Below are 21553 nucleotides of genomic sequence, written 5' to 3' on the forward strand. Positions count from 1 at the left end.
GATGCGTTTTCCGCGGTCTACGCGAGATCGAGACCCCGATTGACCCAGACGCTCTCTACGACCATTCCCACCCTTTCGTAGAGGGGGAGCGCCCCGGTCCGGGAGTCCGTGCTCAGCTCGGCCGTCGACGTGCCGTGCTCGCGGGCCCGGGCGAACGAGTCCACCAGCAGGGCCTGGGCCAGCCCGCGGTTGCGCTGGTCCTTGCGTACGGCGAGCCGGTCGACGTAGCCGGTCGAGCCGTTGTCCGAGACGAGGACCAGCGAGACGCCCACGACCGCGCCGTCCGGGTCGAGGGCGACCCGGAGGTTCCACGGCTCGAAGCCCGGGCGCCCGGCCGTCGCGGCCTCGAAGTCCTCGAACGGCTCGCGGTCGCGCACCGACCACTCGAGGAACGCGTCCTCCAGCACGTCGTGCGCGGCCCGCAGCTCGCCGGGCTCGGCGGTGCGGACGGTGTAGCCGGCCGGCAGGTCGCGCTCGGGGATCGAGGCGCCCGCGGGCAGCTTCAGGACCCAGCTGGTCCACCTCACCCGGAAGCCGAGCTCCTCGAGCAACCGGTCGCCCGGCGAGCCCTGCGGCACCGGCATCCCGATGACGGGGGAGCCCACGCGGCGGCCGAGGTCCTCGAGCCACTGCGCGAGCCAGGTGCCGATCCCGCGCCCGCGGTGCGAGGGCAGGACGGAGGTGTCGGCGCGGTCGACGCCCATCAGCTCGGCGTACGCCACGAGCGTGTCGCCGTCGAGGACGCCCACCGACCGGGCGCCGAGGTCGTGGCTGGGCCTGGCCCAGTCGCTGACGATGTCGGCCTCCTCGATGCCGACCTCACCGATGTCCTCCTGCTCCTGGGCCGCCATCAGGACGAAGACGGCGTGGGCATCGGACTTCTGGAGGGGCCGGGTGGTGAGGCCGTCGGGGAGCCGTGCTGACATGCGGAGAGTGTGCTCGCTCACGTGGCGCGCTGTCTTGCGCTTATCCGCGCTCAGCAGGCACGTCCCGGAATGACCGAAACACCCCTGAGGCCCTACCGTGGTGAGCGTGAGCGAAGAGCCCCTAGCACCCGAGCAGACCTTCTCCGACCTCGGCCTGTCGCCGGAGGTCCTCAAGGGACTGTCCGCCGTCGGCTACGAGACCCCGTCGCAGATCCAGGCGCTGACCATCCCGCCGCTGCTCGAGGGCCGCCACGTCGTCGGCCTCGCGCAGACCGGCACCGGCAAGACCGCCGCCTTCGCGCTGCCGATCCTGTCGCGCCTCGACCTGTCGCAGAAGACGCCGCAGGCGCTCGTGCTCGCCCCGACCCGTGAGCTCGCCATCCAGGTCTCGGAGGCCTTCGAGAAGTACGCCGCCCACATGAAGGGCGTGCGCGTCCTGCCGATCTACGGCGGCCAGGGCTACGGCGTCCAGCTCTCCGCGCTGCGACGCGGCGTCCACGTCGTCGTCGGCACGCCCGGGCGGATCATGGACCACCTCGAGAAGGGCACCCTCGACCTCAGCGAGCTGCGCTTCCTCGTCCTCGACGAGGCCGACGAGATGCTCAACATGGGCTTCGCAGAGGACGTCGAGACGATCCTCGCCGACACCCCTGACGACAAGCACGTCGCGCTGTTCTCCGCGACGATGCCGGCGCAGATCCGCCGCATCTCGAAGAAGTACCTCGAGGACCCGGTCGAGATCACCGTCAAGAACAAGACGTCGACGGTCTCCTCGATCACCCAGCGCTACCTGATCGTGTCCTACCCGCAGAAGGTCGACGCCCTCACCCGCATCCTCGAGGTGGAGAACTTCGAGGGGATGATCGTCTTCGTCCGCACCAAGAACGAGACCGAGACGCTCGCCGAGAAGCTGCGGGCCCGCGGCTACAGCGCGATGGCGATCAACGGCGACGTCGCCCAGGTGCAGCGCGAGCGGACGATCAACCAGCTCAAGGCCGGCAAGCTCGACATCCTCGTCGCCACCGACGTCGCCGCCCGCGGGCTCGACGTCGAGCGGATCAGCCACGTCGTCAACTACGACATCCCGACCGACACGGAGTCGTACGTCCACCGCATCGGCCGCACCGGCCGCGCGGGCCGCAGCGGCGACTCGATCGCGTTCGTCACCCCGCGCGAGCGGCACCTGCTGCGCTCGATCGAGAAGGCCACCCGCCAGCCGCTCACCCAGATGCAGCTGCCGACCGTCGACGACGTCAACGCCACGCGGCTCTCGCGCTTCGACGAGCAGATCACCCAGGCGCTGGCCCAGCCGGAGCGGATCGACTTCTTCCGCGACGTGGTCTCCCACTACGTCAGCGAGCACGACGTGCCCGAGGTCGACGTCGCCGCCGCCCTCGCCGCGGTGATGCACGGCGAGCAGCCGCTGCTGCTCGAGCCGGAGCCCGAGCGCTCCACCCGCACCTTCGACGAGCGGCCGACCCACGCCGGCAAGGCCGACCGCCACCCGCGGGAGTCGCGCAGCGGCGAGCCGATGGCGGCGTACCGCCTCGAGGTCGGCAAGCGCCACAAGGTCGAGCCGCGCCAGATCGTCGGCGCGCTCGCGAACGAGGGCGGGCTCTCGCGCGGCGACTTCGGGCACATCATGATCAAGCCCGACTTCTCGATCGTCGAGCTCCCGGCGACCCTGCCGCCCGGCACGCTCGAGCGGCTCGCCGGCACCCGGATCTCCGGCAAGCTCATCGAGATCTCGCCCGACAAGGGGCCCTACCGGGGTCGCCCCGGTGGCGGCCACGGCGGGCAGGGCGGGCACCGCAAGGGCGGCAGCAGCTACAAGGGCAAGAACCCCCGCTGACCTGTCGCTGCGTACGTCAGTGGCTCGCGCCGACCTCGATCGCGAGCACGCCGGCGATGATCAGCACGATGCCGAGGGCCATCGTCGGCGTCAGCGGCTCGTCGAAGAGCGGGCGTGACAGCAGCGCAGTCAGGGCCACGCCGACCGCTGCCCAGATGCCGTAGGCGACGCCGAGGGCCATGCCCCGGTCGAGCGCGAGCGACAGCAGCACGAACGTGGCGGCGTACCCGCCGACGACCGGTGCGTACCACCGGACGCGGCCCGTCGACGCGACCTTGAGCGACAGGGTCGCGGCGACCTCGGCCAGGATCGCGCCGGCCAGGAAGAGCCAGCTCACGGCGCGACCTCGGCCCGGTGGGCGCGGTGCGACCCGACCTCGACCGCGAGCACGCCGGCGACGACCAGCGCGATGCCGACCAGCATCGCGGGCGTGAGGGCCTCGCCGAAGACGGCCGCCGAGAGCAGCGCCGTGCCCACCACCCCGAGCGCGGCCCAGATGCCGTAGGCGACGCCGAGGCTCATGCCGGCGCGGAAGACCAGCGACAGCAGCGTGAAGGCGGCGAGGTAGCCCGCGACCACGACGACGTAGAGCACCGGCCGGTCGAGGGCGCCCTTGAGCGCCAGCGTCGCGGTCACCTCGCTGGCGACGGCCGCGACCAGCAGGCCCCAGCTACGCATCGGTGACCTCCAGCAACGCGAACGCGGCGGCGCGCACCCCGGCAAGGTCGGCGGCGGTGAGGGGCAGCAGGTCGCTGGCGAGGTTGAACCAGACGCCGTCGGCCAGCAGCCGGGCGGCCAGGAGCGCCGAGCGCTGTGCCGCGGGCACGTGGTCGGGGACCTGGAGCCACGGCTCGATGCGCTCGGTCCAGTGCTGCGTGAGCGAGTCCCGCAGGCGCGGGTCGGCGAACATCACCAGGTCGCCCGACTCGCACTCGCCGGCGCACGCCCACTCGACGTACGCCCGCATGCGGTCCGCGACGGGCGCGGCGGCGAAGTCGGGCGCGCCGAGCGCAGCGGTGAGCTGGATCTCGTAGCGGGTGAGCACCCGGTCGAGGACGGCCGTCATCAGCTCCTCCTTGGTGGAGAAGTGGTACATCAGGCCGGGCTTGGTCACGCCGGCCGCACGGGCGGCGCTGTCCAGTGACAGGGTCCCGGTCGTCCGCAGCTCGCTCTCGGCCGCGGCCACCATGGCGTCGCGGGTGGAGGGTCGGCGGACGACGTCGGTCATGCCGAGAACTTTACCATCCAGTCAGGCAACTACCGAGCGGGCGCATCTGCTCGTCAGAAATGCACCGAGTCGGCGCATCTGTTCGCGTGATGCGTACAGATGCGCCGACTCGGGAGGGGTGGCGCGTTCAGATGCGCCGACTCGTCAGGCGCTCTTGATGGCGGAGATGTCGAACTCGAGCTTGATCTTCTCGGAGACGAGGACGCCGCCGGTCTCGAGCGCGGCGTTCCAGGTGAGGCCCCAGTCCTTGCGGTTGATGGTGGTCTCGCCCTCGAAGCCGACGCGGACGTTGCCGAAGGGGTCCTGGGCGGAGCCGGTCTGCTCGAACGGGATCACGACGGACTTGGTGACGTCCTTGATCGTGAGGTCGCCGGTGACGGTCCACTCGTTGCCGTCGCGCGTCACGTCGGTCGAGGTGAAGGTCATGGTCGGGTAGGTCTCGGCGTCGAAGAAGTCGCCGGACGTGAGGTGGCCGTCGCGGTCGGGGCTGCCGGTCTCGACAGAGGCGATCTCGATGGAGAGGTCGACCTTGGAGCTGGCAGGCGTGGCCTCGTCGATGCGGGCCGTGCCGGTGAAGGCGCCGAACTGACCGCGGACCTTGGTCACCATGGCGTGGCGGGCAACGAAGCCGAGGCGGCTGTGGCTGACGTCGAGGGTGTAGTCACCCGTGATGTCGTCGATGGCGGTGGTGGGGGCGTCGAACGAGGTGGTCATGGCTGAGGGCTCCTGGGGTGGGTGTTTGTACAACTTTCAACCACCGTAACGGACCGCGGTCCGGATTCATTCCCCGTCGCTGCACTCTTTTTCCTGCCTCCCGACATGCAGCGAGCCACGCCCCGATCGGGGCGTGGCTCGTGATCTGTGTGTGCCGGCGCTCAGGCGGCGGCGCTGGAGACGGCGGTGACGCTCGACCAGCGCGCCTCCATGCGCGTGCGACCCGACGCGTCGGTGACGGCCACCCAGGTGCAGACCGGAGCTCCGGTCATCGTCTGCTTGCTCATGTGACACCTCCCGTTCACTTTCTGTTCACCCAAGGTATCACGTCCCCACTGGTGCGCACCCATTTCGCTCAAGAGCGGCGGTGATCCTCCACTGGCGCACCATCGAGTGGCTCACACGCGGCGGGGACGCTCCACTTGGGACGCAAGGGGTCCGCCTCTCGATGGAGGTTCGACCCTCGCATGTGAAGTTCTGCCCGATTTCGGGCAGGAAGTTGGCATCGGGCTGGTTGAACGTCCACCATTCTCTGGTGCCCGACCCCGCCCTCGTCTCCCACGTCGTCGCCACCACGTCGCTGACGCCAGGAGAGGCGGCTCGGGTGATCGACGACGTGATCGCCTTCCACGCCCAGCCCGTGGAGGACTACGTCAGGTCGCGGCACGCCCACCTCAAGACGTACGGCGCGAAGAACCCCGAGATCTTCGCGCGGATCGCCGAGGAGCTCGAGCAGCGCGTCGTCGCCGCGCCCGGGCTCACCGAGCGCCAGCTGCGTCGCATCGTCTACGGCTAGACACGAGAGAAGGAACAGCCCACATGTGTGGAATCGTCGGCTACATCGGCCGCCAGGACGCCGCCCCCGTCGTCCTCGAAGGACTCACCCGCCTCGAGCACCGCGGCTACGACTCCGCCGGGGTCGCCGTGCTCGGCACGCGCGGCGTCCGGGTGGCCAAGCAGGCCGGGCGGGTGCGCGACCTGACCGCGGCGCTGCCGAAGCGGTTCACCGGCACGACCGGCATCGGCCACACCCGCTGGGCCACCCACGGCCCCGCGACCGACGGCAACGCGCACCCCCACCAGGACGAGTCCGGCCGCGTCGCGGTGGTGCACAACGGGATCATCGACAACTCGGCCGCCCTGCGCGCCGGGCTCACCGACGCCGGCGTCACCCTCGCGAGCGACACCGACACCGAGGTGATCGCCCACCTGGTCGCGCGCAGCGACGCCGACACCCTCGAGGGCAAGGTGCGCGACGCGCTCGGCTCGGTCGTGGGGACCTACGGCCTCGCCGTGCTCCACGCCGACTTCCCCGACCGCATCGTCGTGGCCCGCAACGGCAGCCCGCTGGTCGTCGGCGTCGGTGACAAGGAGATGTACGTCGCCTCCGACCTGGCCGCGATCGTCCGCCACACCACGACCGTGGCGATGCTCGACGACGGCGAGATGGCCACCGTGACGGCGGCCGGCTTCACCACGATGCGCCACAGCGACCTCGCCTCCACCGGCAAGACCGCGAGTGAGGTCGACATCGACGCATCGGCGTACGAGGCCGGCGAGCACGAGTCCTTCATGCGCAAGGAGATCCTCGAGCAGCCGACGTCGTCGCAGGCCGTGCTGCGCGGCCGGCTCGACGAGCGGTTCGGCACCGCGCACCTCGGCGGCCTCGACATGGACGCGCGCGACCTCCGCGCGGTGCGCCGGGTGAAGATCCTCGGCTGCGGCTCGGCCTACTACGTCGGCCAGATGGGTGCCGCGCTGATCGAGGAGCTGGCCCGCATCCCCGCCGACGCCGAGGCCGCGAGCGAGTTCCGCTACCGCGACCCGGTCATCGAGCCCGACACCCTCTACGTGGCCGTCAGCCAGTCCGGCGAGACCATCGACACCCTGCTCGCCGTCCAGGAGGTACGCCGCAAGGGCGGGCGCTGCGTCGGCCTCGTCAACGTCGTCGGGTCGGCGATCGCCCGCGAGTGCGACGGCGGCATCTACCTGCACGCCGGGCCGGAGGTCGCGGTCGCCAGCACCAAGGCGCTGACCAACATGTTCCTGGGCTTCGCGCTGCTCGCGCTGCAGCTCGGTCGCACCCGCGACCTGTCGATCGCCGATGGCAAGCGGCTGGTCGCCGGGCTGGAGAGGCTGCCGGCCCAGATCGAGGAGGTCCTCGCCGGCGAGGCCGACCTGGTCGAGGTCGCGCACCAGCTCGCCGAGGCGCGGAGCCTGTTCTTCATCGGCCGCGTGCGCGGCTTCCCGGTCGCCCGCGAGGGCGCCCAGAAGTTCAAGGAGATCAGCTATCGGCACGCCGAGGCCTACCAGACCTCCGAGCTCAAGCACGGCCCGCTGGCCCTCATCGATCCCGAGGTGCCGACGGTCGCGCTGGTGCCGCGCGACGAGCTGACCGAGCGCAACATCGGTGCGCTGCACGAGATCGACGCGCGCCAGGGTCCGCTGGTCGTCATCACCCACGCGGAGGTCGACCTCGGCGAGGTCCGCGCCCGCCGGATCGACGTGCCGCGCAACGAGCCGGAGCTCGACCCGATCCTGCTGACCATCCCGCTGCAGCTGCTGGCGTACCACGCAGCCCAGCACCTCGGTCACGACATCGACAAGCCGCGCAACCTGGCGAAGTCCGTCACCGTCGAGTGACCTGAGAAATGGACTGGGCGCCCCTTGCCGCATGGGGTCGGCAAGGGGCGCGCCGTGGAGAACGATGTCACCGGCCCGACGTCCTGTCCGTGGATCAACGGAACTACCGAGTGATTTTGCCTGTCGGGTGGGTCACTCCACGCGCGAGGGCGATGGCCCGCTCGGCCAATGGCTGCGCGACGGCCCGGTCCTCGGCGACCAGGCCCACCCGCGTACGCCGGTCGAGCAGGTCGTCGACGTCGTGCGCGCCCTCGTGGGTGATCGCGAAGACGAGCTCGGCCAGCGTCACCGGGACGTCGTCCGACGCCGGAGCCAGCAGCTCGTCGTCGGCGAGCCCGGACACCTCGCGGGCGGTCGCGAGGACCAGGTCCGCGTCCGAGCCGAAGCGGCGCACCAGTCGGGCGGGACCGGTCGAGGTCCCCGTCGCACCGAGCAACGGCAGGCGCGCCGTCCGGCACGGCCCGGCGCCCAGGTCGAGCGCGTCCACCGTGTCCTCGGCCATCCGGCGGTAGGTCGTGAGCTTGCCGCCGACGACGGTCGTCACCCCGGTCGCCGAGGTGAGAATTGCGTGGCGCCGCGACAGGTCGGCCGACGCGTCGGCGCCCGCCACCTCGAGCAGCGGGCGCAGGCCGGCGAAGGCGCCGACCACGTCGGCGCGCGCCGGCGGGACGGTGAACGCGGAGGCGACCACCCCCAGCAGGAAGTCGATCTCCTCCTCGCTCGGCACCGGCACGTCGGGGATCGGGCCGGTGACCGGCTCGTCGGTGAGCCCGACGTAGAGCGTGCCGTCGGGCTGCGGCAGGACCATCGCGAAGCGCGACGTGGACTCCGGGATCGGCACCATCACCGCGACCCGCGTGTGCGGCAGCACCGAGCCGCGCAGCACGAGGTGGGTGCCGCGGCTGGGGCGCAGCCGGACCTGGTCGTCGAGGTCGCCGGCCCACACGCCGGTCGCGTTGACGACCGCCCTCGCGCGGACGGCGTACGACTCGCCGGTGAGCTCGTCACGCACCTCGACGCCGGTGCCGGTGGCGGAGGTGACGCGGGCGCGCGTGCGCACCTCGGCGCCGTACGACGCTGCTGTGCGGGCGACCGTGACCACCAGCCGGGCGTCGTCCTCGAGCTGCCCGTCCCAGGCGAGCAGCCCGCCGCGCAGCGTCTCCGAGCGCATCGACGGGGCCAGGCTGAGGGTCTCGGTGGCGTTGAGGCGGCGGGGGCGCGGGAGGGTGCGGGTGCTGGTGCGGGCGGTGCGGCGGAGCACGTCGCCGGCCTGGAGGCCACCCCACGTCATCGCGGCGCGGCTGCGCGACATCGCGTCGTTGAGGGGCGTGAGCATCGGCAGGGCGTGGACGAGGTGTGGAGCGGTGACCTGCATCAGGATGCCGCGCTCGACGGCGCTCTCCTGGGCGATCGCGAGCTGGCCCTGCGCGAGGTAGCGCAGGCCGCCGTGGACGAGCTTCGACGACCAGCGTGAGGTGCCGAACGCGAGGTCGTGCGCGTCGACGGCGAGCACGGAGAGGCCGCGGGTGGCGGCGTCGAGGGCGACACCGGCGCCGGTGATGCCGAGGCCGACCACCACGACGTCGACCTCGTCGGGGATGCCCGCCAACCCTGGCTTGATGACCGGCATCAGGGCTCCAGCGTGCGGGTGATGAGGCGCGCGTACTCCGCGTCGAGCTCGGCGAAGCCCACCTTCGCGTCGGTCATCGTCTGGGCCGACAGCACGAAGCCGTGCCCGGCCAGGGTCAGCGACCGGGCCATCAGCACGGCATCCCCGGCCCGGATCGCGCCGGACGCCTGGCCGCTCTCGATCTCCGAGGCCATGATCTCGACCAACGCCTCCTGCGAGCGGCCGCGCCGCGAGATCAGGTAGGGCAGCAGCAGGTCGGGGTCGAGCTCGACGATGCGGACGAAGAGCGCGTTGTCGCGCAGCGCCCGGATCGTCGAGAGGGCGGCGGCGGCGATGCCGGCCGGGGTGGTGGTGTCGACCGCGGCGACGCGCGTCGCGGCGGCGATGCCGACCCACTCACGCGTCATCAGGTCGCCGAGCAGCGAGCCCATGTCGGACCATGCGCGATAGATCGTCATCCGCGAGACGCCGGCGCGCTTCGCTACCTCGGTGAGCGTCGTACGCCGCCACCCGACGTCGAGGATGCAGTCGCGCGCCGCGTCGAGGTACGCCGCGTGCCGGGGGTCGCTCAGCGGCTCGGAGATGTGACGAAGTGACGACATATGTCACACTGTAACGCATGACCCGGAACCTGCCCACCGCCGAGATGCACCCCCAGCGCTGGGGCGCTCCTGACGCCGCGACGGTCCTGCCCGACTCCGCGCTCGGCCTCGTCGACCTCGCCTTCGGGCTCCAGGACCGTCCGGCCGTCACCGGCGCGACGCCCCCGCCGGTCGCGCTCGACGCCTCGCTGCTCGACGGGCTGCGCGCGATCGTGGGGGCCGACCACGTCCTCGTCGACGACACCACGCGCGCCCTGCGCACGCGCGGCAAGTCGACGCCCGACCTGCTGCGGGCGCGCGCCGGCGACCTCACCGACGCCCCGGACGCGGTCGTGCGACCCGACGGGCACGACGAGGTGGTCGCCCTGCTCGCCTGGGCCACCGAACACCGCGTCGCGGTCGTCCCCTTCGGCGGCGGCACGTGCGTGACCGGCGGCCTCGCCGCCCGCCGCGACGGGTTCGCCGGGCTCGTCAGCCTCGACCTGGTGCGGATGAAGCGGCTCCTCGCCGTCGACGAGGTCTCGATGACCGCGACCCTCGAGCCGGGCCTGCGCGGCCCCGAGGCCGAGGCGCTGCTGGCGGAGCACGGGCTCACCCTCGGCCACTACCCCCAGTCCTTCGAGCACGCGTCGATCGGCGGCTTCGCGGCCACCCGGTCGAGCGGCCAGTCCAGCGCCGGCTACGGCCGCTTCGACGCGATGGTCGTCGCGCTGACTGCAGCTACCCCGACCGGGTCGCTCGAGCTCGGCTCGTCGCCGGCCAACGCCGCCGGCCCCGACCTGCGCCAGCTGCTGCTGGGCTCCGAGGGAGCCTTCGGCGTCATCACGTCGGTGACGGTGCGCGTGCGACGTGCGCCCGCCGAGACGACGTACGAAGGGTGGCGGTGGCCGTCGTTCGACGCCGGCTCCGACGCGATGCGCGCCCTCGCCCAGGACGGCCTGCTGCCGACCGTCATCCGGCTCTCCGACGAGTCGGAGACGGCGATCAACCTCGCCGACCCCTCCTCGATCGGCGGGTCCGGCGACGGCTGCCTGATGATCACGGGCTTCGAGGGCACGGCTGCGCAGGTCGCGTCCCGCCGCGCGGCGGTCACCGAGGTCCTGACCGGCCTCGGCGGCACCCCGCTCGGCACCGAGCCGGGGGAGAAGTGGTCGCACGGCCGGTTCGGCGCGCCCTACCTGCGCGATGCCCTGCTCGACCACGGCGTGCTCGTCGAGACCCTCGAGACGGCGACGTTCTGGTCCAACCGACAGCGGCTGTACGCCGACGTGAAGGCCGCGCTGACCTCGACGCTCGGCGAGGGTTCGCTGGTGCTGTGCCACGTCTCGCACGTCTACGAGACCGGCTGCTCGCTCTACTTCACCGTCGCCGCGCGCCAGGGCGACGACCCGATCGCGCAGTGGCAGGTCGCCAAGGCAGCCGCGAGCGACGCGATGGTCGCGGCCGGCGCGACCATCACCCACCACCACGCCGTCGGCACCGACCACCTCCCGTGGCTGGCCCAGGAGATCGGCGAGGTCGGCGTGCGCGTGCTCCGCGCGGTCAAGGCCGAGCTCGACCCGGCGGGGATCCTGAACCCGGGGGTGCTGATCCCCTAGCCCCGGTAGTCCCGATCAATCGGGCTGTCCCGACCGACCCGTGACGACCCAGATGATGGGGACTACCGCGCGAAGGACCAGATGAGGAGCTCGGTCGGCTCGCTCGCCCGCACGACGTGCCCGGTCTCGTCGGTGATCCGGGCCGCGTCGCCGGCCCGCAGGACCGCGTCGGCGACCGAGACCTGACCGGTCGCGGCGAAGACGTGCTGGCGCGGGTCGTCGGGCAGCGTCGCCGACTGGCCCGCGGCGAGCCGCGCGACGAGGAGGCGCGCACCTGTCGCTCCGAGGGGCAGGCCCGATCCGCCGACCACCTCGGCCAGGCCGGCGCCGGCATCGGGCGCCTCACCCAGGACGTACGCCGGTTCGCCACCGGCGCGAGTCGGCGCGAGCCACGCCTGGACGAAGCGGCAGCGCCCCGACCCGGGGTCGGCGACCTCGCTGTGCCGGATGCCGGAGCCGGCGGACAGCACTTGCGCGCGTCCCGCCTCGACCACGTGCCGCGCACCCGTCGAGTCGATGTGCACGAGCGCACCCTCGAGCACCCAGGTCACGATCTCCAGCTCGGAGTGCGGGTGGTCGGGGTAGCCCGCGGCAGGCTCGAGCAGGTCGTCGTTGTGGCAGACCAGCGGACCGAACCCGAGGTTCGCCGGGTCGTAGTGGGGACCGAAGGAGAAGGAGTGCCTCGTCTCCCGGCCCGCCGCCGTCGACGACGACCTGTGCGAACCGGCGTACAAGCCCACTGACATGCCGATATCTTCGCGGATGTGCCCCCGCATGACTTCCCCCTGCTCCCACCCGGTTTCCGCTTCGGGACCAGCACGGCCAGCTACCAGATCGAGGGAGCGGTGGCGGAGGACGGTCGCGGCCCCAGCATCTGGGACACGTTCACGGCGGAGCCGGGCCGCGTGGTCGACGGCACCACCGGCGAGGTCGCGTGCGACCACTACCACCGGGTCGACGAGGACGTCGCGCTCATGCAGGAGCTGGGCACGGGCGGCTACCGCTTCTCGATCGCCTGGCCGCGCATCCAGCCGACCGGCCGCGGGCCGGCCAACGAGAAGGGCCTGGCGTTCTACGACCGGCTCATCGACACGCTCCTCGAGCACGGCCAGCAGCCGATGGTCACGCTCTACCACTGGGACCTGCCGCAGGCGCTCGAGGACGACGGTGGCTGGCTCAACCGCGACACCGTCGACCGCTTCGCCGAGTACGCCGCCATCGTCGGCGAGCGCTTCGCCGATCGCGTCGAGCACTGGATCCCCGTCAACGAGCCCAACGTGGCCTCGGTCCTGGGCTACTCCATGGGCACGCACGCCCCCGGCAAGAAGCTGCTCTTCGACTTCCTCCCGGCAGCCCACCACCTGCTCCTGGCCCACGGCCGCGCCGCCATCGAGCTGCGCCGGGCAGGCGCCACGTCGATCGGCTGCGCCAACAACCACGCGCCGATCTGGCCGGCCAGCGACGACGACGCCGACGTCGGCATGAGCAAGATCTTCGACGCCCTGTGGAACGGGATGTTCCTGGAGCCGATGCTGCTCGGCCGCTACCCCGCAGACCTGATGCCACTCTTCGACGACGTCATGCAGGACGGCGACCTCGCGACGATCCGGCAGCCGCTCGACTTCTACGGCGTCAACTACTACAACCCGATGAAGATCGCGGCCGCGGACGAGGACTCCGAGATCCCGTTCGATGTCCGCGAGGTCATCGGCTACCCGACGACCGACTTCGGCTGGCCGATCGTGCCCGACGCGCTGCGCGAGTGGCTGGTCATGTTCCGCGCCCGCTTCCGCGCCGCCCTGCCGCCGATCTACATCACCGAGTCGGGCTGCAGCTATGCCACCGGCCCCGACGAGAACGGCGTGGTCGACGACCAGGCCCGCATCGACTACCTGCGCTCCCACGTCAACGCCGTCTCCGAGGCGATCACCCGCGGGGTCGACGTACGCGGCTACTACTGCTGGTCGCTGATGGACAACTTCGAGTGGGCCGAGGGCTACACCCAGCGCTTCGGACTGGTGCACGTCGACTACGAGACCTTGAAGCGGACCCGGAAGAACTCCTTCCACTGGTACGCCGACCTGATCGCCGCGCAGCCGCAGCACGTCTGAGCGCCACCGATAGGCTCGCTCCATGAGTAGTCGGCGCGTGGTCTTCGTCGTCGGTTCGGGCCGCAGCGGCACGAGCACGATGGCCGGGACGCTGCGCACGCTCGGCCTCCACGTGCCGCAGCCCGAGGTCGTCGCCGACGCCACCAACCCCAAGGGGTTCGGCGAGCCGCGCTGGGTGGTCGACCTCCACCACGAGCTGCTCCAGCGCAGCAACGTGCAGGTGTCCGACGCCCGACCGCGCGCCTGGCTCGACACCGGCACCACCAGCGGCGACCACGCCACCCGCGAGCGGGTCACCGCCTGGCTCGAGCAGCAGCTCGCCGTCGGCGACGAGCTCGTGATCAAGGACCCCCGCGCCTCGTGGTTCCTCGGCCTCTGGCGGGCCGCGGCCGACCGCTGCGACGCGACGTCGTCCTACGTCACGATGCTGCGGCCGGTGACCGAGGTCGTCGGCTCGAAGCAGACCTACTACGGGCAGATGGGCGCCGGCTCCGACCAGGGCGCGATCACCCGTACGGCCGCGTGGATCAACATGATGCTCCACACCGAGCGAGCCACCCGCGGCCAGCAGCGCGCGTTCGTCCGCTACGCCGACCTCCTCGACGACTGGACGCAGCCGGTCTTCGCCCTCGGCGAGAAGTTCGACCTGCAGGCCGTGAAGACCGCGATGGCCGTCGACATCGCCGAGGTGCACCGCTTCATCGACCCGTCCCTGCGGCGGGTGACGATGACGTGGGACGACATCGGCGTGCCCGACCGGCTGCGCGAGCTCGCCGACGAGACCTGGCAGGCCCTCGACGAGATCGCCACCGACGACACCGAGAAGACCCGGGAGTGGTGCGACCAGCTGCGCACCGCCTACGCCGCGCAGTACGCCGAGGCGGAGGCGTTCGCCCACTCGACGGTCGTGGCCCAGCGGCGTACGGCTGCCGCCGACGCGCGTCGCGAGGCGACGTCCCCCGGCCCCGCGGGCGCCGACCGGATCCCGCACGCCGTGCGGGCGATGGTGCCGCCGGCCGCCCGCCAGAAGCTGCGCCGGGCCATGGGCCGGGAGCGACCGGCCTGATGCCCGACATCGCCGCGCTGGAAGGGGATTCCGGCTTCGACGTGACCTGGCCGTGGACCTCCGGAGAGCGCCTCGAGCCGGGGCTGACGTGCGTCTTCCGGGTGCGCAACGAGGCGCGCAACCTGCCGTGGGTGCTGCCACCGATCTTCTCCGCCGTCGACCACGTGCTGCTCGTCGACAACGGCTCCGACGACGACACCGCCGGCGTCGCGAAGCGGGTCGCGGAGCAGTGCGGCGCGGCCGACCGGCTCACCGTCCTCGACTACCCGCACGCGGTCGCCCGGGCAGGCGGCGAGCACCTCGCGACGCCGGCCACGAGCGTCCACTCGCTCACGCACTTCTACAACTGGTGCTTCTCCCACGTCCGCACGACCTACTCGATGAAGTGGGACGGCGACATGGTGCTCACACCCGAGGGCGCCGGGATCCTGCGCGACCTGTCGTGGCAGCTCCAGTCCACCCGCGCGATCGTCGCGATGCCGCGCCACCCGCTGACGGTCGTCGACGAGTCGACCGGCTGGCTCGACCTGTCGCTGCGCTTCCTCGAGCCGTGGGTCTACCCGATGGGCCCGGACACCACCTTCGTGAAGGCCTTCGACTGGGAGCTGCGTGAGCAGCCGCCGGGCATCGAGCGGATCGTGCTGCAGCAGGGGCTGGTCGTCGAGGTGAAGTGGCTCGATGCCGACGAGTACGCCCACTGGCGGCGCGACGGGGTCGACTTCACCAACACCCGGCTCTACCGCAAGCTGCGCGAGTTCGAGGTGGACGAGGCGATCCGCAACGGCACGCCCGAGGAGCTCGGCGGGCTGGTGAAGGTGACCGCCCCACCGGGCGTGCACGTCATCGACCACGTCAGCCGCGACTGGCTCTGGCGCCAGCCCCGTCCGCTGGTGAAGCACTCGCTGCCCGCCTCCTTGAGGGAGCGGGTGCGGACATGAGCCACCCCCTCCACGACCTCCGGATGCCCGGACCGACGCTGGTCCTGGTCGACGACTCCGACGGCCTCGCCCTCGACGCCCTGCACGGCATCGAGGACGTGCCGGGCCTCGAGCCGACGATCGTCCCGCTGTCGTCCCTCGACGGTCCGCGCAAGGGCTGGGGCTCCGTCCTCGTCGTCGCCGCCGACCGCGCGCGGCTGCGTCGGATGGCCAGCGCCGTACCCCTCCTCGGCCAGTGCAAGGCAGTCGCCTGCTGGCTCACCGACGCCCCCACGCCGTGGGTGCTCGTGCCGCGTCCGGAGTGGCCGCCGCTCGCACACCTCGTGGCGCGCCCGGCCGGCGAGCGCGGAGTGCTCACGGTCGTCCGGTTCGGCTCCGGCGCGCGGGCCCAGCTCGTCGTGATGGAGATGGCCAGGCAGGCCGCCGGACCCGGCGACACCACGCACGGCGGCGTCGTCGTGGCGTACGCCGGTCGTCCCGCTGCGCCGGGACTCGACGCCCGGAGCGTGCTGCTGACCGACCTCTCCGGCGCGGGCGAGGAGTCGCGCGACGTGCCGCCCGACGTCGTCGTCGCCCGCCGCGACGGTGCCGTGGACGAGCACCACGTCATCGACCGCGCGCCCACCGTGGTCACCGACCCCGGGCCCGAGCCCGTGGACGAGCGGATCTTCAACCCCGTCGGCTTCCGCAAGGACTGGGACGAGCCGGTCATCTCCCTGGCCGGTCCGGTGACCGAGGACGTCGTCGCCGCGGCCCGTGCCCACCAGGGCGTCCGGCTCACCGCCGACACCTCGACCGCCGACCTGCTCGCGCTGGCCGCGTCCGGCGTGCCGCTGGTCGGCGTCGATGCCGCGCGCCTCGCCGAGACCGGCTTCGCCCCGGGCCTGGTCGACGCGCTCGCGGCCCAGGTCGACCTCGACGACGCGCTGCGCCGCGAGGAGCACAGCCTGGCCGTGCGCCGGGCCGCCTTCGACCACCACTCAACGCTGGCCTGGCGCTCGGCGCTGGCCTCGCGCGCCGGCGTACGCCACGTCGCGCTGCCGCCGGTCAGTGCGCTGCTGGCCACCAAGCGACCCGAGATGCTCGACTTCGCGCTGCGGCAGGTCGCTCGGCAGCGGGGCGCGGAGGTCGAGCTGGTGCTGGCCGCGCACGGCTTCGAGCCCGACCGCGATGCCGTACGCCGTGCGCTCGGCGACCGCCCCCACCAGGTGCTCACCTTCGACGGGGGCGACTTCTTCGGCGACGTCCTCACCGCCGCCGCGCGCGCCGCGTCGAGCGAGGTGCTGCTCAAGGTGGACGACGACGACTGGTACTCACCCGACGCCGTCCACGACCTGCTGATGGCACGGCGGTTCTCCGGCGCGGACGTCGTCGGGATGCCGTCGGAGTTCGTCTACCTCCACGCCAACGAGCACCGCGAGGACCTCACCGTCCGGCGCAACCACCCCTCCGAGCTCTTCGCCCGCTTCGTCGCCGGCGGGACGCTCCTGCTCGACCGCGGACTGCTGAGCTCGCTCGGCTACTTCCGGCGGGTGCGCAAGTTCGTCGACGCGCAGCTGCTGTCGGGCGTCGAGGCCGCGGGCGGGCGGATCTACCGCACCCACGGGCTCGGCTACATCCTGCGCCGCACCGGCGCGGGACACACCTGGCAGCGTGACGACGAGGAGTTCCGCCGACCTGACATCGTGGCCTCCGAGTGGGCGGGGTTCCAGCCCAGCCTGGCCCTGGAGGTCGACCCGCTCGACCGGCCCGAGGGGGGTGCGTAGTGGCTCGGCAGCCGGTGGTGCGCCACAACGACTGGGGATCGCTGACCCCGCCGACCCTCGGCGAGTGGGAACCGACGATGTCGGTGACCGTGGTCGTGCCGACGTTCAACTACCAGCAGAAGCTGCCCTACGTCCTCGCCGGGCTCGCGGCCCAGTCCTACCCCGCGCACCTGCTCGAGGTGCTCGTCGTCGACGACCAGAGCTCGCCGACCCAGGAGCTGCCCGAGGTGCGGCCGGAGAACACCCGGCTGGTCCGGGTCGAGCACGGCTGGGGTCGCGCGAATGCCTGCCAGCTCGGCGCGACCCTCGCCGAGGGCGACATCCTGCACTGGTACGACGCCGACATGCTGGCCTACCGCGAGGAGGTCGAGGCGCACGCCCGCTGGCACCACCTCGTCGACTACGCCGTTCCCGGCGGTCACAAGCTCTTCGTCGACCCGGCCCCGCTGCTCGACCTCGACCCCGCCGTCGTACGCGACCGGATCGCCGCCGGCGAGGCGGCCCACCTCTTCCCAGGCCAGGAGCACGAGCCCCACCGGTGGGTCGAGGACTACTGGGCCAAGACCGAGGACCTGCGCACCGCCGGTCCACGGGCGCAGCGCTTCCACATCGGGATGACCGGGTCGGTGACGAAGGCGCTCTACTTCGACTCCGACGGCTTCGACCCCATGCTGCGGCTGGGCGAGGACATGCACCTCGGCCACTCGCTCGCCCAGGCAGGCGGGGTCTTCGTCGTCGACCGCGAGGCCCGCAGCTGGCACCTCGGGCGATCACAGGTGCTGCGTCGCGCGGAGCAGGTCAACCGCTACAACGACCCCTACCTCGCCGACCTCGTGCCGACCATGCGGCCCAAGCGCAACAAGCGCGGCCGGACCTACCAGGTGCCCTACCTCGAGGTCGTCGTGCCGGCCGGCCCCGCCGACGAGACGATCAAGGTCGTCGACTCGCTGCTCGACGGCGACGTGCCCGACCTGCTGGTGACCGTCGTCGGTCCGTGGGACTCGGTCCACGAGGACCGCGTCCAGCCCGTCGAGGACCCGGTGCTCGAGACCCGGCTGGTCCACCGCTCCTACCTCCACGAGCCGCGGGTCCGGCTCGAGCTCACTGCCCCGCAGGTCTCCGACGCCGAGATCGTCCTGACGCTGCCCGACGTGACCCTTGCACCGGTGCGCCACGCGCTGCCGCCCCTCCTCGAGGACCTCGAGCGCACCCACCACGGCGCCCGCCTGCTGTCGTACGACTCGGGTGCCGTGGCGCGCCTCGAGCGGACCTCCTCCCTGGCGCGGGTCGCTCGCGTCGCCGACGCCGGGGACGACCGCGAGGCCCTGCTGGAGGAGTCCTTCGGCACCAAGACCTACCCGGCCGCAGCGGTGGGCTGGGTGCCCGCCGCCGAGCGCGAGGTCGAGCGCTTCACCCTCCCGGCCAGGCCCGCGATGGACCCGGAGAAGTCCGAGCACCGGATGGTCAAGGCGCTCCGCAAGGCCGACGCCGTCTCCGGCCCGGGCGAGGAGAACCCCCACGCGGAGGGCTCCGACGGCACAGAGCCGGAGCCGGCGAACGAGGCCGACGACGTCGACCAGGGCAGGCGCGGGCTCTTCGGTCGCCGCCGCTGACCGGTCAGTCCTCGCCGAAGAGGTCGCGGGTGTAGACCTTGTCGGCCACGTCGCGCAGCTCGTCGACCATCCGGTTGGCGACGATGAGGTCGGCGCGCTCCTTGAAGGCGGCGAGGTCGCCGGTGACCTCCGAGCCGAACCAGGAGTCGGCGTCGAGCTCGGGCTCGTAGACCACGACCTCGATCCCCTTGGCCTTGACCCGCTTCATGATCCCCTGCACCGACGACTCGCGGAAGTTGTCCGAGCCGGCCTTCATGATCAGCCGGTGGATGCCGACGACGCGCGGCGCCCGGTCGATGATGTCGAAGGCGATGAAGTCCTTGCGCGTCGTGTTGGCCTCGACGATCGCGGAGATCAGCGTCTGCGGGACGTCGGAGTAGTTGGCGAGCAGCTGCTTGGTGTCCTTCGGCAGGCAGTAGCCGCCGTAGCCGAACGACGGGTTGTTGTAGTGCGTGCCGATCCGCGGGTCGAGCCCGACGCCGTCGATGATGTGGCGGCTGTCGAGTCCGCGTGACATCGCGAAGGAGTCGAGCTCGTTGAAGTACGCCACCCGCATCGCGAGGTAGGTGTTGGCGAACAGCTTGATCGCCTCGGCCTCGGTGGGCTGCGTGAAGAGGACGGGTACGTCGTCGGCGTCCGCGCCCTTGAGCAGCAGGTCGGCGAAGGTGCGGGCCCGCTCGGAGTCCTCGCCCACGACGATGCGCGCGGGGTGCAGGTTGTCGTGCAGCGCCTTGCCCTCGCGGAGGAACTCCGGGGAGAAGATGACGTTGTCGGTGCCCAGCCGCGTGCGTACGTCCTCGATGTAACCCACCGGCACGGTGGACTTCACGACCATCGTCGCGTCGGGTGCGAACCGGATGACGTCACGCATCACCGACTCGATCGAGCGGGTGTCGAAGTAGTTCGTCACCGGGTCGTAGTTGGTCGGCGTCGCGATGATCACGAAGTCCGCGCCGGTGTGGGCTTCCTCGGCCTCGGTGGTGAAGGTGAGGTCGAGGTCCTCCTCGGCGAGGAAGCGCGAGATGTCGTCGTCGTGGATCGGGCTCTCGCCGCGACGGAGCCGGTCGACCCGCGGGGCGTCGAGGTCGAGGCCGACGACGGTGTTGTGGCGGGCGAGCAGCACCGCCATGGACAACCCGACGTAACCGAGGCCGGCGACGGAGATCTTCGTGGTCACCCGGTCAGTCTGCCGTAGGGCGGGAGGGGGACGTCATGCGGAGCGCTTGGGAGGGCCACTCCGCATGACGCCGTCTCTCCCCAGAGGTCAGCTGCGGTCGCTCGAGTCGCCGGTGACGACCACGTAGAAGCGCTTGCGGGCCCCGTCGGTGGTGAAGCTGCCGTCGCTGTTGCGCGGGCTCACGACCAGGTGGTTGAAGTTGGCGGTGCCGGCAGGGGCGCAGTTGACGACCGTGGGCTGGCACATGGCCGCGGCGACCTCACCCGAGAACTCCGGGTTCGAGTCGCTGCCGATCTGGCGGCCGTTGACGATGCCGTCGCCGTTGAGGTCGGCCGTGTTCTGCAGCGCGATGGTCGCGATGATGCCGTTGTTGGCGAGGTTCTCGCCGGCGTTGATGTAGACGTTGCCGTTGGCGGCCGCGGGAGCCGCCGGGTAGGCCGCGGTAACGGTGAAGCCGCCGGACTGGGACAGGATGGTCCCGGACGCGCTGACGAGGGCCCAACGGCCTACTCCGGCGGGACCGGCGGGACCGGAGGTGAGCACGCCGTCCTTGAAGTCGCGCTCCTTGAGCGAGCCGTTGCGGATCTTGTTGGACCCGATCGAGTCGCCCTTGACATCGCGGCCCTTGAGCGAGCCGTCCTTGACGTCGCTGGACTGGATCGAGTTGTTCTTGATCTCGTCGGAGCCGATCAGGCCGGCTGCGTACGACGTACCGGTGGAGGCCACCACGAGGGCCATGATCGAGACCGCCATGGAGGGGGAGGGGCGGCGGAGACTGGGGAGGCGCATGGGTTCGAACCCTTCGTCGGCAAGGCCGCCGGGGATCGACGGCTCATCAATGGTTCGGAGTGACCCGGGTCACGGATGGGTCGACTTTGGGATGAAGTGCCGCGCGGGGGCAGTTGGTGCCGACTGGCAGGCTGGAGCGCATGGGAATCATGAAGAAGGCAGGGGCCTTCGCGGTCGCCAAGAAGGTCTACGACGAGGCACGCAAGCCGCACAACCAGGCCAAGATCAAGAGTGCGGTCGCGAAGGTGCAGGAGCGCCGCCAGCGTCCGCGCTGAGCGGCCTCACCGGAGCCGGCGCCCGGGGCGGTACGCCCAGGCGAAGCCGGCCAGCCCGATAAGGACGGGCCAGAGCGCGAGCCGCTCGAGGGCGCCGGCCGCCCGCTCCTCCCCGGAGACGATGAAGCCGACCGCGGCGACGGCGGTCACCGCACCCGTCACCAGCAACGCCCTCGACAGGCGCGGCCGCTCCTCCCGGACCCGCCACCCGAGCAGGAGCAGCGCGAGCGGCTGGCCGACGAACAGCGGCGTCGCGGCGATCGCGTGGAGCGTGGCGTCCTGGTCGAGCGGCGCAAGCCCGGTGGCGTACGAGCTCACGCCCGACACCACGAGCAGGCCGGTCACCCACGGCCCGAGCGGCCTCATCAGCAGCAGCGCGCCGCCGGCGAGCAGCACGCCGTAGCCCATGAAGGATCCGTTCATCACCTCGTGGCGCGGCGAGCAGTACGCCGCCGAGCAGCCGACCTCGCCCAGCTTGCTCACCGAGTCGGACACGAAGCTGTAACCGCCCGTGGTCGCGGCGGCGGTGACGACCTCGGTCGCGATGTACGTCGGGCGCAGCAGGAACGCGAGCGCACCGAGCTGCGCGGCGCGGGTGGGGGCGTCGGTCACGCGGTCAACCTAG

At 71.8% G+C, this 21553-nt stretch carries 22 protein-coding genes; 10 read left to right on the top strand and 12 right to left on the bottom strand.

What is annotated here, in order from left to right; all coding sequences use genetic code 11:
• Positions 1–17: 17 nt before the first annotated feature.
• Positions 18–926, bottom strand: coding sequence for a GNAT family N-acetyltransferase (locus EUA06_RS15585; RefSeq protein WP_129477443.1), 909 nt, complete (start codon positions 924–926; stop codon positions 18–20).
• A 106-nt stretch (positions 927–1032) separates the two neighbouring features.
• Here EUA06_RS15585 and EUA06_RS15590 point away from each other — a divergent pair, with 106 nt between their 5' ends.
• Positions 1033–2778 carry a DEAD/DEAH box helicase gene (locus tag EUA06_RS15590; RefSeq protein ID WP_242498183.1) on the top strand — a complete coding sequence of 582 codons (1746 nt, stop codon included), beginning with the start codon at positions 1033–1035 and terminating at the stop codon, positions 2776–2778.
• Positions 2779–2794: 16 nt separating this feature from the next.
• Here EUA06_RS15590 and EUA06_RS15595 read toward each other — a convergent pair whose 3' ends face one another.
• From EUA06_RS15595 to EUA06_RS23240, 5 genes are all read right to left on the bottom strand, one after another.
• A complete protein-coding gene (locus tag EUA06_RS15595) occupies positions 2795–3115 on the bottom strand; it encodes a DMT family transporter (protein WP_129477447.1) in 321 nt (106 codons plus the stop codon).
• Positions 3112–3456, bottom strand: coding sequence for a DMT family transporter (locus EUA06_RS15600; protein ID WP_129477448.1), 345 nt, complete (start codon positions 3454–3456; stop codon positions 3112–3114). The genes EUA06_RS15595 and EUA06_RS15600 overlap by 4 nt, the downstream gene beginning before the upstream one ends.
• The gene (locus tag EUA06_RS15605) at positions 3449–4006 is read right to left on the bottom strand and encodes a TetR/AcrR family transcriptional regulator (RefSeq protein ID WP_207208383.1); all 558 of its coding nucleotides are present in this window, start codon (positions 4004–4006) and stop codon (positions 3449–3451) included. The genes EUA06_RS15600 and EUA06_RS15605 overlap by 8 nt, the downstream gene beginning before the upstream one ends.
• A 144-nt stretch (positions 4007–4150) precedes the next feature.
• Positions 4151–4720: a YceI family protein gene (locus tag EUA06_RS15610; RefSeq protein WP_129477450.1), complete on the bottom strand. Its 570-nt coding sequence runs from the start codon at positions 4718–4720 to the stop codon at positions 4151–4153.
• A gap of 161 nt (positions 4721–4881) precedes the next feature.
• On the bottom strand, positions 4882–5007 hold the full coding sequence (locus tag EUA06_RS23240; RefSeq protein WP_277985676.1) for a hypothetical protein: 126 nt from the start codon (positions 5005–5007) through the stop codon (positions 4882–4884).
• A 248-nt stretch (positions 5008–5255) separates the two neighbouring features.
• Between EUA06_RS23240 and EUA06_RS15615 the strand changes: the two genes are divergently transcribed.
• Positions 5256–5516, top strand: coding sequence for a hypothetical protein (locus EUA06_RS15615; protein WP_129477452.1), 261 nt, complete (start codon positions 5256–5258; stop codon positions 5514–5516).
• A 23-nt stretch (positions 5517–5539) separates the two neighbouring features.
• Positions 5540–7363, top strand: a complete 1824-nt coding sequence (gene glmS, locus EUA06_RS15620) for a glutamine--fructose-6-phosphate transaminase (isomerizing) (RefSeq protein WP_129477454.1) — start codon at positions 5540–5542, stop codon at positions 7361–7363.
• A 103-nt stretch (positions 7364–7466) separates the two neighbouring features.
• Here glmS and EUA06_RS15625 read toward each other — a convergent pair whose 3' ends face one another.
• Together EUA06_RS15625 and EUA06_RS15630 are read right to left on the bottom strand one after the other, a co-directional pair.
• On the bottom strand, positions 7467–8993 hold the full coding sequence (locus tag EUA06_RS15625; protein WP_129477456.1) for a glycerol-3-phosphate dehydrogenase/oxidase: 1527 nt from the start codon (positions 8991–8993) through the stop codon (positions 7467–7469).
• The gene (locus EUA06_RS15630; protein ID WP_129477458.1) at positions 8993–9595 is read right to left on the bottom strand and encodes a TetR/AcrR family transcriptional regulator; all 603 of its coding nucleotides are present in this window, start codon (positions 9593–9595) and stop codon (positions 8993–8995) included. The genes EUA06_RS15625 and EUA06_RS15630 overlap by 1 nt, the downstream gene beginning before the upstream one ends.
• Before the next feature lie 17 nt (positions 9596–9612).
• Between EUA06_RS15630 and EUA06_RS15635 the strand changes: the two genes are divergently transcribed.
• Positions 9613–11193 (top strand): FAD-binding oxidoreductase, encoded by a 1581-nt coding sequence (locus EUA06_RS15635; RefSeq protein WP_242498184.1) that lies wholly within the window; start codon positions 9613–9615, stop codon positions 11191–11193.
• A gap of 62 nt (positions 11194–11255) precedes the next feature.
• On the opposite strand, the gene EUA06_RS15640 is transcribed toward EUA06_RS15635, so the two are convergent.
• Positions 11256–11939 (bottom strand): pirin family protein, encoded by a 684-nt coding sequence (locus EUA06_RS15640; protein ID WP_129477460.1) that lies wholly within the window; start codon positions 11937–11939, stop codon positions 11256–11258.
• 18 nt (positions 11940–11957) lie between these two features.
• Between EUA06_RS15640 and EUA06_RS15645 the strand changes: the two genes are divergently transcribed.
• The 5 genes from EUA06_RS15645 to EUA06_RS15665 are packed head-to-tail and all read left to right on the top strand — an operon-like array spanning position 11958 to position 18687.
• Positions 11958–13304, top strand: coding sequence for a GH1 family beta-glucosidase (locus tag EUA06_RS15645; RefSeq protein WP_129477462.1), 1347 nt, complete (start codon positions 11958–11960; stop codon positions 13302–13304).
• Between the two features lie 22 nt (positions 13305–13326).
• Complete coding sequence (locus EUA06_RS15650; RefSeq protein WP_129477464.1) at positions 13327–14370, top strand: sulfotransferase family protein; 1044 nt, start codon at positions 13327–13329, stop codon at positions 14368–14370.
• Positions 14370–15308, top strand: a complete 939-nt coding sequence (locus EUA06_RS15655; RefSeq protein WP_129477466.1) for a glycosyltransferase family protein — start codon at positions 14370–14372, stop codon at positions 15306–15308. The genes EUA06_RS15650 and EUA06_RS15655 overlap by 1 nt, the downstream gene beginning before the upstream one ends.
• Positions 15305–17074: a glycosyltransferase gene (locus EUA06_RS15660; RefSeq protein ID WP_129477468.1), complete on the top strand. Its 1770-nt coding sequence runs from the start codon at positions 15305–15307 to the stop codon at positions 17072–17074. Before EUA06_RS15655 ends, EUA06_RS15660 begins: the two co-directional genes overlap by 4 nt.
• A complete protein-coding gene (locus EUA06_RS15665; protein WP_129477470.1) occupies positions 17074–18687 on the top strand; it encodes a glycosyltransferase family 2 protein in 1614 nt (537 codons plus the stop codon). Before EUA06_RS15660 ends, EUA06_RS15665 begins: the two co-directional genes overlap by 1 nt.
• A 4-nt stretch (positions 18688–18691) precedes the next feature.
• Here EUA06_RS15665 and EUA06_RS15670 read toward each other — a convergent pair whose 3' ends face one another.
• Together EUA06_RS15670 and EUA06_RS15675 are read right to left on the bottom strand one after the other, a co-directional pair.
• Positions 18692–19864 carry a nucleotide sugar dehydrogenase gene (locus EUA06_RS15670; RefSeq protein ID WP_277985677.1) on the bottom strand — a complete coding sequence of 391 codons (1173 nt, stop codon included), beginning with the start codon at positions 19862–19864 and terminating at the stop codon, positions 18692–18694.
• 87 nt (positions 19865–19951) lie between these two features.
• Entirely contained in the window at positions 19952–20653 is a 702-nt protein-coding gene (locus tag EUA06_RS15675; protein WP_129477472.1) for a hypothetical protein, read from the bottom strand.
• Positions 20654–20793: 140 nt separating this feature from the next.
• Between EUA06_RS15675 and EUA06_RS23245 the strand changes: the two genes are divergently transcribed.
• The gene (locus EUA06_RS23245; RefSeq protein ID WP_268928838.1) at positions 20794–20928 is read left to right on the top strand and encodes a hypothetical protein; all 135 of its coding nucleotides are present in this window, start codon (positions 20794–20796) and stop codon (positions 20926–20928) included.
• Positions 20929–20934: 6 nt separating this feature from the next.
• Here EUA06_RS23245 and EUA06_RS15680 read toward each other — a convergent pair whose 3' ends face one another.
• Positions 20935–21540: a DUF998 domain-containing protein gene (locus EUA06_RS15680; RefSeq protein WP_129477474.1), complete on the bottom strand. Its 606-nt coding sequence runs from the start codon at positions 21538–21540 to the stop codon at positions 20935–20937.
• Positions 21541–21553: the final 13 nt, after the last annotated feature.

It is taken from the genome of Nocardioides glacieisoli (assembly GCF_004137245.1).
GTDB lineage: Bacteria > Actinomycetota > Actinomycetes > Propionibacteriales > Nocardioidaceae > Nocardioides > Nocardioides glacieisoli.